The sequence below is a fragment of the Iodobacter sp. genome, from assembly GCF_025352645.1.
GTDB lineage: Bacteria > Pseudomonadota > Gammaproteobacteria > Burkholderiales > Chitinibacteraceae > Iodobacter.
Window position 1 is genome coordinate 18,193 of the sequence record NZ_JANXSO010000017.1, and the last position, 16,249, is coordinate 34,441.

Genomic DNA, 16,249 nt, shown 5'->3' on the forward strand with positions numbered 1-16,249 from the left:
ACACATCATGCTTACTAATAGTCTTATAGGCTTAATGTACGGACTAGGCATTCCATCCTAAATAACAAGATAGACTTTCTAGCCAAGAAAGCACCCGTTAAAAATAGAGATCTACCTATTACAAACATTGAAACATCGTAGGGGGATGCAACCCGCATTTTTTAGCATCGCCCGCAGGTTGCTCTCTCTGCACTTTAAGATTTAACCCGCTGATTCACATCATGATTTTTTTGTTGGCGCATATGGGGTTGCACCCGCCCTGCCCATGCAAAAATAGAGTGCAATTCTAGACATCATCCCAAGGCCTTTTGTCTGTATTGAATTAAGCCTGTCATAAGGATAAATACAGTGAACGCAGACATCATTTTACAAACGCATGACTTATGCAAAGAGTTCAAAGGCTTTGCCGCCGTCAGCAATATCAATTTGCAAGTGGCGCGTGGCAGCATCCATGCCCTGATCGGCCCCAATGGCGCGGGCAAAACCACGGTATTTAACTTGCTGACCAAATTTTTAGCCCCCACTTCTGGGCGGGTGATTTTTGATGGCAAAGACATCAGCGCCACGGCCCCCGCAGAAGTGGCCATGCAAGGGCTGATTCGTTCTTTTCAAATTTCTGCTGTTTTCCCAAATATGAGCGCACTCGACAATATTCGCGTTGCGCTGCTGCGGATCAATGGCGGCGCACATCGGTTTTGGCGCTCTAAAAATGAATTAACTGCCTATAACGATCGCGCACTCTTACTGCTAGATGAAGTGGGCCTAGCGGAGTTTTCCCATGTATTAGCAGGGGAGCTGGCTTACGGCAGAAAGCGCGCCTTAGAAATTGCCACCACCTTAGCGCTGCAGCCCAAGCTAATGCTACTCGATGAGCCCACCCAAGGCATGGGCATAGAAGACGTAGAACGCGTCACCGCACTGATCAAACGCGCGGCAGTAGGGCGCACCATTTTGATGGTAGAGCACAACTTAAAAGTGGTTTCTACCTTAGCAGACAAAATCACCGTGTTAGCCCGTGGTCAGCATTTATCCGAAGGTGATTACGCCACTGTTTCTGCCGACCCAAAGGTCATGGAAGCCTATTTGGGCGTTAGCCCCGCAACGCCGATTCAGCCACAGGATGCTCTGCATGCTTAACCACGACGATCATACCGGTGAGATGTTGCGTGTAAGCGGCTTACACGCTTTTTATGGTGAATCGCATATTTTGCATGGCATTGATTTTGGGGTGCGCCGTGGCGAGCTCATTACCTTACTCGGCAGAAATGGCGCGGGCCGCAGCACCACACTCAAGGCGATTTTAGGCCTTACCGGCCAGCGGGCAGGCTCCATCATGGTGAATGGCCGTGAAGTAATCCGCATGCCCACCCATAAAATCGCCCACCTTGGTGTGGGCTGGTGCCCTGAAGAACGGGCGATTTTTGCAAGCCTAAATGTTGAAGAAAACCTCAACCTACCCCCCAAAGTGCGTAGCGATGGCATGAGTTTGGAAGAGATCTACACCCTATTCCCCAATCTATGGGAGCGCCGCAAAAGCCAAGGCACACGGCTATCTGGAGGCGAGCAGCAAATGCTGGCGATGGCGCGAATCTTACGCACCGGCGCGCGCCTTCTGCTACTGGATGAAATCACCGAAGGCCTCGCCCCTGTCATCGTAAAAAAACTCGGAGAAACCGTCACCCTATTAAAAGAGCGCGGCTACACCATTGTGTTAGTCGAGCAAAACTTCCACTTTGCCGCAGGCATTGCAGACCGCCACTACGTGATTGAGCACGGCCAAGTGATCGACGCCATCAGCGCCAATGAATTGTCATCCAGCACCGGGCGATTGAATCACTACCTAGGGGTTTAACAACAGCTCAAATGTAAGCGTAGGGTGGGCGCAAGCCGCATTTTTCAGCATTACTCGCGGGTTGCACCCGCCCTACGATATTGATGAGGCGTTTAAGCAAGAGACATGATCAGCACATGTTTTTATATATGTTTGCTCTCTGTGTCTACAGAGCTTTCGACCGCTTTTTTGAATTTCGCAGCCCCGCAAGATCATTGCCCAACCCTTACGGAGAACCATCCCATGCAAGCACGCTGTAAAACTCTAGTACTCGCTTTAGCCCTTGCCCTTCCAGCGCTTAGTTTGGCTGGGCCGCTTTCGGGAGATATGGTCAAGATCGGCATCTTGACAGATATGTCCGGCGTTTATGCCACGGTAGGCGGCAAAGGCTCGGTGATTGCTGCGCAAATGGCGATTGCTGATTTTGGTGGCAAAGTGCTGGGTAAGCCAATTGAGCTAGTCAGTGCCGATCACCAAAACAAAGCCGATATCGGCGTAGGTAAGGCACGGGAGTGGTTCGACACCGAAGGCGTAGATATGGTGAACGACTTACTGAATTCTGGCGTAGGCATTGCAGTCCAAAAACTAGGTACAGAGAAAAAACGCATCACCATCAATAATGGCGCAGGCTCCACCGCGCTCACCGGCAAAGAATGCGGCCCTTACGGTGTGCATTACGCCTATGACACTTATGCCCTCGCCAAAGGCACCGCTACCGCACTCATGAAGCAAGGCTTAGACAGCTGGTTCTTTTTACAGGCTGACTACGCCTTTGGTGCTGCATTGCAAGGCGACGCCAGCAAAATTGTAGCCGCCACGGGTGGCAAGGTACTGGGCACGGTAAAACACCCTCTTTCCTCTACCGATTTTTCTTCTTACTTACTGCAAGCACAAGACTCTAAAGCAAAGGTGGTTGGCCTGGCTAATGCGGGCGCTGATTTTGTAAACGCGGTCAAGCAAGCCAAAGAATTTGGCCTAAAGCAAACCATTGCGGGCCTCTTGGTCTTTGATAGCGATATCAAAGCGCTGGGCTTAAACGCCGCGCAAGGCATGAAATTTACCACCGCTTATTCATGGGAAATCAATCCAGAGATGGAAGCTTTTGGTAAGAAATTCTTTGCCAAAGCGGGCTTTATGCCCACCATGGATCATGCAGGGGTTTACTCCAGCACTCTGCACTATTTAAATGCGGTGAAAGCAGCAGGCACAGATGATGCCGATGCGGTAATGAAGAAAATGCGTGAAACCAAGGTGAATGACTTTTTCGCCAAAAATGGCGTAATCCGCGAAGACGGCCGCATGGTGCACGATATGTATCTGGTTGAAGTGATTAAACCTAGCGAATCCAAAGGTGCATGGGATCAGCTCAAACTCGTCGCCACCATCCCTGGCGACGTAGCCTTCAAGCCCCTGTCTGTTAGCGAATGCCCTTTGATAAAAAAATAACACACTGAAGCATTAAAACCCAAATCTTGAAACACAGAGGAAAAGAAGAACACAGAGGATCACGGAGAAAGGCAGCTCACACAAGAGCATGCCCTCTCTTCGCTTTATCTTGGGTTTCCTCCGTGAAACTCCGTGTTCTCTGCGTTCTCCGTGTTTCAAGGTTTGGGTTTACAGCACATTGATGAGCTTAGTCGCTAAGTAAAAATCACTTTCCGAGGTTTAAATGGATATCCCCCTGCAAGCCATTCTTTCTCAAGCCTTGCTTGGCCTAAATAACGGTGCTTTTTATGCCTTGCTGAGCCTTGGGCTGGCAGTTATTTTTGGCATGCTTAACGTCGTTAACTTTGCTCACGGCGCTTTTTATATGCTGGGGGCGTTTGTGGCTTTACTAGGATATGACCAATTAGGGCGCTGGCTTGGTGATGAAAGCATCCATATGTCGTTTTGGGCCGCGCTGATTATTGGCCCTATCGTGGTGGGCTTACTCGGCGTGTTGATCGAAAAAACCATGCTGCGCCGCCTGTATCAAGTTGATCACCTGTATGGGCTACTGCTGACCTTTGGCTTGGCACTGATTTTTGAAGGGGTACTGAGTAATTACTTCAACATGGCCGGCGAGCCTTACAACGCCAAACCAGAAATCCTAGAAGGCGCAATCAATCTGGGCTTTATGGTGTTTCCTAAATATCGGTTATTTTCGATTGTTCTCTCGCTCTCGGTCTGTTTTGGCGTGTGGTATTTAATCGAAAAAACCAAATTAGGCTCCCACCTCAGGGCAGGCACAGAAAATCCCGACGTAACCCGTGCGTTTGGGATTGACGTGCCCTCCTTACGCACTCTTACCTACTTTTTAGGCGTTGCTTTGGCTGGGCTTGCGGGTGTGGTGGCTGCGCCTATTTATTCAGTCAGCCCCAAGATGGGATCAGATTTAATCATCATCGTGTTTGCCGTGGTGGTGATTGGTGGCATGGGCTCCATCATGGGGGCCATCCTTACTGGCATTGCGCTGGGCTTATTAGAAGGCTTAGTCAAAGTGTTTTACCCACCGCTGGCCAATACCGTGATTTTTATTGTGATGGCGCTAGTCTTGCTCTGGCGCCCTTCTGGCCTATTTGGTAAGGAAAACTAATGAATGCGCCAGTGATTAAACTCGCCCCTGTAGCCGCGCTACAAACAAAGAAAAACCACTACACCCCGTGGATCATCGCCTTGGTACTGGCCTCAATCGCACCCTTTATGATTTACCCCATTTTTGCCATGGAGCTGATGTGCTTTGCCCTCTTTGCCTGTGCCTTTAATTTATTACTCGGCTTTGGTGGCTTACTGAGTTTTGGCCATGCGGCTTTTTTTGGCGGTGCGGCTTATCTGTGTGGGCATGCCATCAAAACCTGGGGACTAAGCCCTGAGCTAGGCATTCTTGTTGCCACCTTAGGCGCAGCGATTCTGGGCCTTGCCATTGGCAGCATCGCCATCCGCCGCCAAGGCATTTACTTTGCCATGGTGACGCTGGCTTTAGCGCAAATTGTGTTTTTTCTTTGTTTACAAATGCCTTTTACCGGCGGTGAAGATGGCTTGCAAGGTATCCCCAAAGGGCATTTATTTGGCTTAATTGATTTATCCGCCACCTTTAGCTTTGGCGGTCAACAGCTTCCCCTTGCGCTGTACTTTTTTGTACTGGCCGTGACTTTTGCAGGCTACTGGCTGATTTGGCGCACCGTTCACTCGCCCTTTGGCATGGTGCTTAAAGCCATTAAAGAAAACGAAGCCCGCGCTTTGTCTTTAGGCTATCGCGTGAATCGCTACAAACTCGCCACCTTTGTGCTCTCTGCCGCTTTGGCAGGGCTGGCTGGGGCAACAAAAGCACTGGTGGTTGGCCTTGCCTCTTTAAGCGATGTGTCTTGGCATATGTCGGGTGAAGTGGTGCTAATGACCTTGCTTGGCGGCATGGGCACGCTACTCGGCCCGCTGGTGGGGGCCGTTACCATCAGCACGATGCACCATGAGCTGGCCTCGCTCGGTTCATGGGTTACTGTGACCATCGGCGTGGTGTTTGTGGCCTGCGTGATGGCATTTAGGCGCGGCATCGTGGGCGAAATTGCCTACCGCTTGAAACGAAGCTTTTAACGACAGAGGCTATGGCATAGCGCTCTATCCAATCCTATCAACTTAAGGGCATTGTTGATCGTTCAATTTTAAGCGATCAACTTAGATCTATCTATTGCAAGGAAACATCGTAGGGCGGGTGAAACTCGCGTTTTTCAGTATCGCTCGCGGGTTTCACCCGCCCTACGAAAGGCATATTGCTGAAGTTGATAGGATTGCCCCCACACACACCCTGAGGTGAACGATGCGATTACTTCTTACAGGTTTTGTTCTTTTATTATCGGCCTGCAATAGCAATGATGGTTTAAATGAAAACACCCGCCCCGCTTGGCTAGGCAGCGTGAGCAAAACCAGTGTAGACGGCAATAGCAACGATTTACTCACCGCAGGCCTAGGCAAAAGCGGCTTAGCCCTAGCACTGCCCGCCTACGCCAACCCGAGTCAACCCACCGCTAGCGAGCTACGCCGTGCGGCGATATATAATAATTACCGCGCCTTGGTAGATATCAGCAGCAGCGGCGGTTATGGCAGGCTCTACGGCCCCAATATTGATATCAGTGGCAACGATACTTTGGGCGAGGGCAAGATTGCTGGGGAAGAATACCTAGCTTACAGCGACGATGGCAGCGGCAAGCAAAATGTCACGCTGATGGTGCAGATTCCAGCTAGCTTTAACAAAAGTAAGCCCTGCGTGATTACCGCCACTTCATCAGGCTCTAGAGGAGTTTATGGCGCAATCGCCGCCGCAGGTGAATGGGCGCTAAAACACGGCTGCGCCGTAGCGTATGCTGACAAAGGCACAGGTATCGGCATCCACGATTTAAGCAGCGGCACGGTAAATCAAATCGATGGTTTGCGCGTTAGCCGCAGCCTTAATAATGGCAATTTTAGTGCTGATCTTTCCCCTAGCGAATTAGCCGATTTTAATGCTCAATTTCCTAATCGCCTCGCCTCTAAACACAGCCACTCACAGCAAAACCCTGAAAAAGACTGGGGCAAAAACACGCTACGTGCGGTTGAATTTGCTTTTTGGTTGCTAAATGAAAAATACGGCAGCTTGCAAGGGGATACGCGGCTGGCTGATTTTGCCAACCCCGCCAGTGTTACGGTCATTGCCGCCAGCGCATCCAATGGTGGCGGAGCCGCCTTAGCCGCCGCCGAGCAAGATAGCAAAGGTTTGATCGACGGCGTGGCCGTAAGCGAGCCACAAGCCCAGCCCTTTAGCATGGGAAACTTAAGCATCCGCCAAGGCGCTGCCACCATGCCGAGTATTGGCAAACCACTAATTGATTACTTTACGCTGGCCAATCTTTATCAGCCCTGCGCGGTGCAGTCGGCACGTTTAAGCGGCGCAAATTCGGCCTTTGGTAGCGCGGTATCGCCCATACTGGGTAGCGCCCGCTGCGCCTCGCTGGCGGCCAAAGGTTTAGTCAATGGCAGCACGCTTGAAGCACAAGCCAGCGATGCTTATAGCAGGCTGATCGCCGCTGGCTGGCTGCCCGAAGGCGATGCCTTGCACGCCAGCCATTACGGTTTAAACGCCACCCTTGGCGTGGCGCTGACTTATATCAATGCCTATGGGCGCTTTTCGGTAAAAGACAATATCTGCGGTTATAGCTACGCCTTTAGCAATGCCAGCGGCGACATTACCGCGCCCAATAGCGTGAGTCTGGCGGGGATTTTTGGCAACGGCAATGGCGTGCCGCCCACCGCAGGGATATCCATTATCAATAATTTATCGGTAGGTATTGCCAAGGCCGATGCGTTTTCTATTTCGGCCTCCACCAATACCGCTGATTACAATATCGATGGCGCAATTTGCCTGCGTAAGCTTGCCACAGGGCTTAATCCGCAAACCGGCGCGGCATTAACGGGGAATGAAAAACTACTTGCTGATCGCGTCGCCAATGGGCTAAAAGAAGTTCAGCTCAGCGCCAAGCTGCAAGGCAAACCGGCCATTATTGTGGCGGGGCGCTCAGATACGCTCATCCCCGTCAACCACGCTGCTCGCGCCTATTACGCGCTTAATCAAGCCAGCGAAGGCAGCGCCTCTAAACTGCGGTATATCGAAGTGACCAATGGCCAGCATTTTGATAGCTTTTTAGCGCTAAGCGGCTTTCCAACACGATTTATTCCACTGCATGTTTATGCAGGCCGTGCTCTCGATGCAATGTGGGCTCACTTAACGGCTGGTGCGGCGCTACCCGATAGCCAATTGATTCGTACCACGCCCCGCAGCGTGGCTACAGATAATTTAAACATCAATGCGCTGCCTGGCATTGCCAGCCCTGTTGCTGCGGGCGATGCGATCCGCTTTAGTGACGCAACTCTTACCATCCCCCAATAAGCATGCAGCCCCCTGCCCACCTTACTTCAGGAGTTAAACATGCAAGTTTTGCTTGGTAAAACAGCACTGATTACCGGCTCTACCAGCGGTATTGGCCTAGGCATTGCCCGCGCCTTAGCCGATGCCGGTGCAAATATTGTTTTAAATGGTTTTGGCGATGTCTTGGCCGCGCGCCAACACATTGAACAAGCGGGCGGCAAGGTTCGTTACCATGGTGCAGATTTAAGCCAGCCTGAGCAGATTAGTGAGTTAATTAAGTATGCCAATCATGAGTTTGGCGGCATTGATATTTTGGTGAATAACGCAGGGATTCAGCATTTAGCCAATATTGAAGATTTTTCTATTGAGCGCTGGAATAGCATTATCGCGCTTAATTTATCTGCAGGATTTCATACCAGCCGCTTGGTTGTACCCGCCATGCGCAAGCAAAACTGGGGACGAATTATCAATATTGTTTCTGTGCATGGCTTGGTGGCATCCCCCAGTAAATCTGCTTATGTGGCAGCCAAGCATGGCATGATAGGGCTCACCAAAACGGTGGCTTTAGAGCTGGCCCAAACGGGAGTGACTTGCAATGCCATCTGCCCCGGCTGGGTGCTCACTCCTTTAGTTGAGCAGCAAATTGAAGCCAAAGCCAAACAACAACAGATCAGCCATGCCCAAGCCCAGGCGCAGCTTTTATTAGAAAAGCAGCCTTCCGGCGTGTTTGTAACCCCCGAGCAAATTGGCGCACTACTGCTGTTTTTATGCAGCGACGCCGCCCAAGAAGTGCGCGGGGCCGCATGGAATATCGACGGGGGCTGGATTGCACAATAGCTCAGAAATCGCTTCATTCATTTTAAAAATAAGCACTGGCAAGGCCTATCTATTGCACGATTCTGATTAGAAATAAATCAATCCACATAACATGCATTAAGCATGTAAATGAATAGCCCTTATCAGCCAGCAAAATATATTTAATCTTAAATAGCGGAAAACACAATGCGACAACTCAGCCCTAAAATTACGCCTTGGCTTAGCCAATTTAATCAACAAATGGCCGTATTAGAGGCCAATGGTTATAAGCCAACTTGCACCAATATTCGGGAGGGGCTGGCCTATTTAACGGCAGTTTTTGTGACTGATATTCCCAAAATAGCGTGGGTGCAAGATGATCTAGTTAAATCCACGGGCTACCCTGTACCGGTGCGTATTTATCACCCCAGCCCTGATCATGCTCTCCCTGTTTTGGTCTATTTTCACGGTGGCGGGCATATGGCGGGCGGCATTACCGTTTACGACGCGATTTGTCGCAAAATTGCACAGGCCGCCAAGCATATCGTCATTTCTGTGGATTACCGCCTCGCCCCAGAATGCCCTTACCCTGCCGCCGTAGAAGACGCTTACCATGTGGTCAGTAATATTTGGCGCGTATTAGACGATAGAAAACTAAACTACCTCCCCCAGCTTTCTATTGGAGGGGATTCAGCAGGCGGGGCGCTTTCTGCTACGGTGGCTAGCAAATTGCAATTTGAGCCTAATATCCCGCTGCATGCTCAAGTGCTGATTTATCCAAGCCTTGATTACACGCAAAGTGCCCCCTCTTTAATTGAAAACGGTGTGGGCAATTTATTAAGCACAGAAAAAGTGACTTGGTACTTTAATCAATACTTTCAGCATCAAGAAGATCGTAAAACAGCATCCCCACTGTTTGCAGAGTTCAGCAATAAACTACCACCTACCTTAGTAATCAGCGCCGAATTTTGCCCACTAAGAGATGAAGGCATCGCCTATTTGGCGAGGCTTAAAAAAGCGGGTGTTGCCACCGATCAATTGCATTTCAGTGATTTGCCCCATGCTTTTCTAAATTTAGAAAATCTAGTTAAAGAAGAATGCCAGCGAACCTATCAAAGCATTGGGGCGTGGCTTAACCTAAATAAATCCACATAAATATCCGGCAACCTCAAAAAAAAACCTCCTCGGATATTGCATTCAGAATAGGGGGCATTAAATACTCCGCGCCATAAAAAAACCGCTAACGGCACACCGTTAGCGGTTGATAGATGAACACAATAAAAACCAAAATTAAAAGCGCTTACTTAGCCCAAACAATTAATTTTTCACGATTAACAATCAATAATTGATCGCCAGCCGATGCTTTCATCAATACTGCTTTATTTTCAACAGGAACAGTAATGATTTCACCCTCTAAGTTTTTAATTTTCACATTGCCCGCATTTAGATTAACACTCAATACATCATTATAAATAGTCCGAGTTTTTAAAATACCAGCGCCATCCACGGTAATATCTTTGCCCTGAGCTTCAACTATTTTACGAACTCCAGCCCCGCCTTTTTGTAAAACCAAGGCTGTAGATTTAGAAGCGGAAATACCCACTTTATCATTGACCTTTACTTGGTCAAAATGGGTTATTTTTGGGTTTACATGTTCAAACATCAGAATTTGCCCATCTGGCAAACTTAATTGGATGGTGCGCTGAGGAATATCAATCGCATCAACTTTAGCCTCTAAGGTAGATTGCTCAGAAACGCCAACCAATACCTCATTATCTGCGATCTCATCTGCCAAAGCAGCTTGTCCAATTAATAAACCCGAAGTAATCAACAGCGTGCTAAATAGTTTATTACGCATTTTAATTCCTTTATTGGAGAGATCTAACCAGCACCAATATATACCTTTTTATTGGCATATATTAGCCAAGCCATATTAATACCATAACCATACCCAACTAAATTACCTTCACTCCCCTCGAAAATTTAATCCACTGCGGCAAATTTTATTTAGCTTTGTGTATTTCACTTACACGAAACCCGCACGCCTGCTAGACTTGCGACCATAGTTTGAATCGACAGGAAAAAGTGATGAGTTTGCGTGTTCTTACCGGCATTACCACCTCGGGTACACCCCATCTTGGCAACTATGTGGGGGCTATTCGCCCAGCCATTGTCGCCAGCCAAAGCACCGACACCGATTGCTTCTTTTTTATGGCGGATTACCACGCCCTAATCAAATGTGATGATCCGGCTAGGATTGAGCGCTCACGCCTAGAAATTGCCGCCACTTGGCTGGCTGCGGGCTTAGATCCAGAACGCGTTACTTTTTATCGCCAAAGCGATGTTCCTGAAGTCACCGAACTAAACTGGCTATTGACCTGTGTAACGGCTAAAGGCCAGATGAACCGCGCCCACGCTTACAAAGCCAGCACGGACATCAACGAGGCAGCGGGTGAAGATGCTGATGCAGGCATTACCATGGGTCTGTTTTGCTACCCAATTTTAATGGCCGCAGACATCCTGCTATTTAACCCGCACAAAGTACCGGTAGGCCGCGATCAAATTCAGCATATTGAAATGACCCGCGATGTAGCCGCGCGCTTTAACCATCTATTTGGCCAAGGCAGCGATTTATTTGTCTTGCCTGAAGCGCATATCGAAGAGCACGTTGCCACCCTGCCCGGCCTAGATGGCCGCAAGATGAGCAAAAGCTACGACAACACCATTCCACTATTTGAAGGCGGGGTAAAGGCGCTTAAAGACGCCATCGCAAAAATTGTGACCAATAGCCTGCTACCTGGCGAGCCCAAAGACCCAGACAACTCGCATTTAGTCACTATTTTTGAAGCCTTTGCCAGCAGCGCAGAAACCGCCCAATTTAAAGACGAATTACGCGCAGGCCTTAGCTGGGGCGAGGCAAAAAAACGCCTGCTCGATTTAATCGAACACGATATTGCGCCAATGCGTGAGCGCTATGAAGCGCTGATGGCGCATCCAGAAGAAATTGAAGTGTTATTACAAACTGGGGCGGCCAAAGCCCGCGCCACCGCCGCACCATTATTAAAAAAAGTACGCGAGTCCCTTGGCCTGCGCCCGATGCAAGCCATTACCGTGCCCGCCGCAAAAGCCGAAAAGAAAGCCGCCTTGCCTTTGTTTAAGCAGTTCCGCTTAGACGATGGGCTGTTTTACTTTAACTTTATCGCCAGTGATGGCCGTTTATTATTGCAAAGCCAAGGCTTTAGCCAAGGCCGAGAAGCGGGCTTATGGATTGCAAAAATTAAAAACGAAGGGGTGGCGGCACTAGAAAGCAATACCCCCATCGCCTTGGGTGAAGGTGTTGCCTTAAGCGATGTGGCTGATGCTTTAATGGTTTTATTGGCAGATTAAGTACGTTTTTCTTAGTAGCATACCCCGCTACGGCGCGGGGTATGCCGTAAATTGATGTCCAACACCACATGCCTGTAAAACTCGTCACCCCCAACCTAACACTCTTACCTAGTTATCTAGCTGCCCTTGAACGGTACTGGACACCCAATCATGATCGTGATCCTGCTGGGGCAAGGCAACTTCTAGATGCTATTTTGCGCGATCCAGCTACTTTTTTAGCCTCCCTATCTAACCCTGAGGGGAAAGGTAGCCCAATTGTGCTAGAGGATGGAACGGCCGTCCCCCGGCTACCTTTCACTAGGTACTGGATCTCTGACGGAGAATATGCGGGGGAAATCAATCTTCGCTGGCAACTTGGCACCTCTGAGCTTCCCGCTTATTGCTTAGGGCATATTGGTTACGCAGTAGTACCTTGGAAACGTAACGCAGGCTACGCTAGCCTAGCAATACGCCAGTTACTGCCCATTGCGCATAAATTTGATCTTAAGTGGCTAGATATTTCAATGGCGGCAAACAATATTGCATCGCGCCGAACTGCAGAAAAAGCTGGCGCAATACTCATAAAAGAATTTAACGCAGGGGCAGAATACGGCAATGTAGACGCTTTGCTCTATCAACTCCCCGTTCATGTTGTTTTACAGAACTAAAGTTATGTAAAACCCAAATATCGTAGAGGCATTACGGCAGCATTTTATGCTTAACAAACAAAACGCCCCAAAAGCATGAACAAAAGTTCAGCTGTTGGGGCGTTGTTCATTACGGTTAAAGAGACTTAATCTTCAAATGAAATCTGCGTAGCAATCAATATGCCATTTGTAAGCGTTCCTTTCACCGTGACTAGGCGGCCATTGCCTACATTTGCCGTTTTGCCGCTTTTGATTTCGGCTTTACTGGCGTTCACTTTTTGCCCCGCCACTTTAAAATCACTAGCCGAAACTAAGTCACTAATTGGGCCTTTTATTTCTAAAACATTTGCTATGGTGACGCGCCCTTTTATCTCGATTTTTTGAGCGCTTATTTTATCTCCACTCTTTAGTGCAGTCACTTCAACAGCCACCCCATTTACCACACTGTCTAGCGCGCCACCATCAATAGGCGTGGTTGTACCCCACAACACAATGACGCCATTGAGTTTGAACTGCGTTGCCGTTACGCCACTTAGCACCCCTGCAAGTTTAATGGGCGGTGCAATTTTTGCCGGTAGCTTAACTTCTTTAACAATCAGTACATCAGCCAATATCTCGCCACGCACTACCACTTTGCTACCATTTGCAAAATCAGTCTTACTAGCCGCCACATCCGAACCTTGCATGCCGTATTCCGTTTTATCATTGATTTGCAGCGTTAGCTTTATGCCGATCAAAGTAAATTTACCGGTTTTGGCATCAAGGTCTTTAACTTCACCTGTAATCGTCCGGATACCTACACTTGCCGTCTGACTGGCGTTTGGAGCCGTCGTTACAGGCGGTGGCGTATCGATTCTTAGCGTTTTGGCCAAGACGGTGCCATTGGCTACGCTACCCTGCACTTTCACCAGTACGCCATTGGCTAAGTTATCCGCGGCTCCGCCATCAAAAGTCGCCGCGCTTGCATCAACCAATACCCCTCGTACCTTAAAGCTAGCTAAGGAAACAAAATCGGTGACCACGCCATTTAGCTCAACCTTGGCGTCTACACTGTCTTTAACAAACTTCACATTGGCTGCTACCAGCTTATCGGTCTGCCAAACGCCACCCACGCGTACTGGTTTACCATTGGCTAGATCAGTGACTGCGCCGCTTTCAAACTTAGATTTACTCGCGTCCACCATCACTTCACCTAATTTAAAGCTCAGTGTTTTACTATCTAAGCCAGCAATCAAACCACCAATTTGCATTTTTAGGCCATCACCGGCTTGCGGTTTTCTTACCTTCAAAGCTTTAGCATTCATGACGCTGGCAGCGCTAATGGCTTGGTCACTCCACGCGGCCATCAACTGACCGTTTTCTAACACCACGCCATCTGGACGCAATTTTGCGTTAGTAAAGTCAATTTTTAAGCCACCCACCAACAATGTTTTAGCCGTATTGTCAAGCTGGCTCACTATCCCTACTACACGCACCATTAAGGCACTGCTAGGGTCTTTGCGCTCAATCCGCGTGGCCACAATCACGTTGGCGCCATCACGGCTACCATGCACTTCAACCACATCACCGACTAGCAAATCAGCCAGCACCGAGGCCCCCTCAAATACAGTTGGCGCTGCAGCATCGCTTGAAACACGGATGGTTTGCCCAGCTAATTTGAAACCAACACCCGCTTGTAATTCTGTAATTTTGCCGTAAACCTCTGGCAGAGCGGTGAGCGTTTTGATTTTATCATCGCTGCCTTGGTCAGATTCCACCTTCATGCCCAGCTTGATATCATTGCTGGTACCCGTGCTGATGACGGAAGGATCTTGCTCCACCTTAAAGCTGGCATTGCTATCGTCTAAGGTGTTGCCATCAACAATTACACTTCCAAAGCCCGTCACCGTGCCTTGGGCATAAGCACCGCCGCTAGGTGCTGGAGTGGGTGTTGGCACTGCGGTGGGGATGCTCGTTGGCGTAACAGCTACGGATGTAGACGGTGTTGAGCTACTACCACTCCCTCCACCGCAAGCGTACAAACCAAGACTGACGGCAACTGCAATAAGACAAAGCTTTAAGCGCTGATCCACGGTTCACTCCCTAATAAGTCTCGCATCAGTTTGATGTGCTTATGGGATTGTGGTGGGCTTTCATTGCTGACAAGAAGACTTACTCATGATTCAGCGATAAGCGGGCAGGGTTTGCTATTTAAAGTAGAGGCACGGCATGCCATGCCTCTATATGCATCATTTAAGCATTATGGTTTGTAAGGCCACCTATGCTTACCTTCCTCCCAAAGCCTTAAACGCTTGAGCCGATACCGCAAGGCGGGCGCGGCGGGTTTCGATCAGGGCTTGGCTGGCGGCGTAAAACTCACGCTGCGCATCCAGCACCTCTAAATAGCCTGATAAGCCCGAGGCATAGCGCGCTTCGGCAAGCTTTAAACGCTGGCCTTGGCGATCTGCCAGCTTTTGCTGTGCGGCAAGCTGCTCTACCAGCCAGCCTTGATCAGATAACACATCGGCCACGTCTTTAAAGGCCAGCTGAATGGTTTTTTCGTACTCCGCCACAGCGATCACCTTGCGTGCAGCAGCAACATCTGCCCCAGCGCTTAAGCGGCCCCCGTCAAAAATCGGCAGGCTGATTTGGGGCAAAAAGCTCCAAGCGCGGTTGCCGCCGGAGAACAAATCGCCCAATTCATCGCTCATCACGCCAGCGCTACCCATAAGGGTAACTTTTGGGAAGAATGCGGCACGGGCAGCGCCAATATTGGCGTTAGCCGCCACCAGTTTTTGCTCTGCGGCCCGTACATCAGGGCGATCAAGCAGCACTGCCGAGCTTAAGCCACTAGGTAATGCAAACACCTCAGCATTTAAGTTTACCTCGGGCAAGCTGACCACCTCGCCCACCAGCAGAGTCAGTGCGTTTTGCGCATTAACGGCTTGACGGCTTAAAACGGCTTTATCGCTTAAGGCGCTGTCTTGTGCGGCCTCTGCCTGCAAGAGATCTAAGCGATTAGCCACGCCCACATCCACGCGGCGTTTCACCACACGGGCACTTTCCTGACGCGCTGTAGCGGTTTGCTCGGCTAAGCGGCTGCGCGCATTTAAGGCTTGCGCAAGGTAATAACTATTTGCCACATCGGCAATCAAGCTACTACGTACCGATTGCTGTGCTTCTTCGCTGGCTAAGTAATTGGCTTTGGCCGCTTCGCTTAAACGACGCACCCGCCCCCAGAAATCCACCTCATAAGACAGCAAAGCCAAGTTGGCTTCATAACGGCGGCTGATATCTAGATCTGGGTTGCTACGGCTGGTGCTACCGGAGCCATTCGCACTCACGGCAGGCAGTAAATCCGCCTTCTGAATACCGTACAACGCCCGTGCTTCTTCGATTCTGGCCGTGGCAATTTTTAGATCGCGGTTATTGGCTAAAGATTTATCTATCACTGACTTTAAGGCAGGGTCTAGAAAATAGCTATTCCACTCTGGTGTATTGAGATCCTGTGGCTGGCTACCTAGCACACTGGCCACCGGTGCCGCTGGGCGAACGTAATCCGGCCCCATGGCGCAAGCGCCCAAGCCCAGCGTCATGGCAAGCAGCAGCGCCTTAGACATTAATTGTTTTTTCATCCGTTTTTTCTACCTATTGGTTCGCGTCATTATACGAAGAGTGGGCATGCCGCCCTTCGAACACCGGCAAGTCAATTAACCACCTGATTAGCGGGATAGCTCAGCAAAAATCATTTCAAAC

The 16,249-nt window shown here is 49.5% G+C and carries 13 protein-coding genes; 10 read left to right on the plus strand and 3 right to left on the minus strand.

The annotated features are described in order from the left end of the window. Positions 1-348 precede the first annotated feature (348 nt). From Q0R17_RS01800 to Q0R17_RS01835, 8 genes are all read left to right on the plus strand, one after another. Entirely contained in the window at positions 349-1,137 is a 789-nt protein-coding gene (locus Q0R17_RS01800) for an ABC transporter ATP-binding protein (RefSeq protein ID WP_293931615.1), read from the plus strand. Next, positions 1,130-1,852, plus strand: a complete 723-nt coding sequence (locus Q0R17_RS01805) for an ABC transporter ATP-binding protein (protein ID WP_293931618.1) — start codon at positions 1,130-1,132, stop codon at positions 1,850-1,852. The genes Q0R17_RS01800 and Q0R17_RS01805 overlap by 8 nt, the downstream gene beginning before the upstream one ends. Positions 1,853-2,074: 222 nt before the next feature. Next, entirely contained in the window at positions 2,075-3,277 is a 1,203-nt protein-coding gene (locus tag Q0R17_RS01810) for an ABC transporter substrate-binding protein (RefSeq protein ID WP_293931620.1), read from the plus strand. A 223-nt stretch (positions 3,278-3,500) separates the two neighbouring features. Then, on the plus strand, positions 3,501-4,406 hold the full coding sequence (locus Q0R17_RS01815; protein WP_293931622.1) for a branched-chain amino acid ABC transporter permease: 906 nt from the start codon (positions 3,501-3,503) through the stop codon (positions 4,404-4,406). Continuing rightward, positions 4,406-5,401: a branched-chain amino acid ABC transporter permease gene (locus Q0R17_RS01820; RefSeq protein ID WP_293931623.1), complete on the plus strand. Its 996-nt coding sequence runs from the start codon at positions 4,406-4,408 to the stop codon at positions 5,399-5,401. Before Q0R17_RS01815 ends, Q0R17_RS01820 begins: the two co-directional genes overlap by 1 nt. Positions 5,402-5,624: 223 nt before the next feature. Next, the gene (locus tag Q0R17_RS01825; protein ID WP_293931625.1) at positions 5,625-7,727 is read left to right on the plus strand and encodes a 3-hydroxybutyrate oligomer hydrolase family protein; all 2,103 of its coding nucleotides are present in this window, start codon (positions 5,625-5,627) and stop codon (positions 7,725-7,727) included. A 39-nt stretch (positions 7,728-7,766) separates the two neighbouring features. Then, positions 7,767-8,543, plus strand: a complete 777-nt coding sequence (locus tag Q0R17_RS01830) for a 3-hydroxybutyrate dehydrogenase (protein WP_293931627.1) — start codon at positions 7,767-7,769, stop codon at positions 8,541-8,543. Between the two features lie 165 nt (positions 8,544-8,708). Further along, complete coding sequence (locus Q0R17_RS01835; protein WP_293931629.1) at positions 8,709-9,656, plus strand: alpha/beta hydrolase; 948 nt, start codon at positions 8,709-8,711, stop codon at positions 9,654-9,656. Positions 9,657-9,801: 145 nt separating this feature from the next. Here Q0R17_RS01835 and Q0R17_RS01840 read toward each other — a convergent pair whose 3' ends face one another. Then, positions 9,802-10,359: a hypothetical protein gene (locus Q0R17_RS01840; RefSeq protein WP_293931630.1), complete on the minus strand. Its 558-nt coding sequence runs from the start codon at positions 10,357-10,359 to the stop codon at positions 9,802-9,804. 227 nt (positions 10,360-10,586) lie between these two features. Between Q0R17_RS01840 and Q0R17_RS01845 the strand changes: the two genes are divergently transcribed. Continuing rightward, positions 10,587-11,888: a tryptophan--tRNA ligase gene (locus tag Q0R17_RS01845; RefSeq protein WP_293931778.1), complete on the plus strand. Its 1,302-nt coding sequence runs from the start codon at positions 10,587-10,589 to the stop codon at positions 11,886-11,888. Positions 11,889-11,956: 68 nt separating this feature from the next. Further along, positions 11,957-12,535: a GNAT family N-acetyltransferase gene (locus Q0R17_RS01850; RefSeq protein WP_293931631.1), complete on the plus strand. Its 579-nt coding sequence runs from the start codon at positions 11,957-11,959 to the stop codon at positions 12,533-12,535. A 125-nt stretch (positions 12,536-12,660) separates the two neighbouring features. Here the strand turns inward: Q0R17_RS01850 and Q0R17_RS01855 are convergent, their stop codons facing one another. Next, positions 12,661-14,586 (minus strand): DUF5666 domain-containing protein, encoded by a 1,926-nt coding sequence (locus tag Q0R17_RS01855; RefSeq protein WP_293931632.1) that lies wholly within the window; start codon positions 14,584-14,586, stop codon positions 12,661-12,663. A 192-nt stretch (positions 14,587-14,778) separates the two neighbouring features. Continuing rightward, positions 14,779-16,128: an efflux transporter outer membrane subunit gene (locus tag Q0R17_RS01860; RefSeq protein WP_293931634.1), complete on the minus strand. Its 1,350-nt coding sequence runs from the start codon at positions 16,126-16,128 to the stop codon at positions 14,779-14,781. Positions 16,129-16,249: the final 121 nt, after the last annotated feature.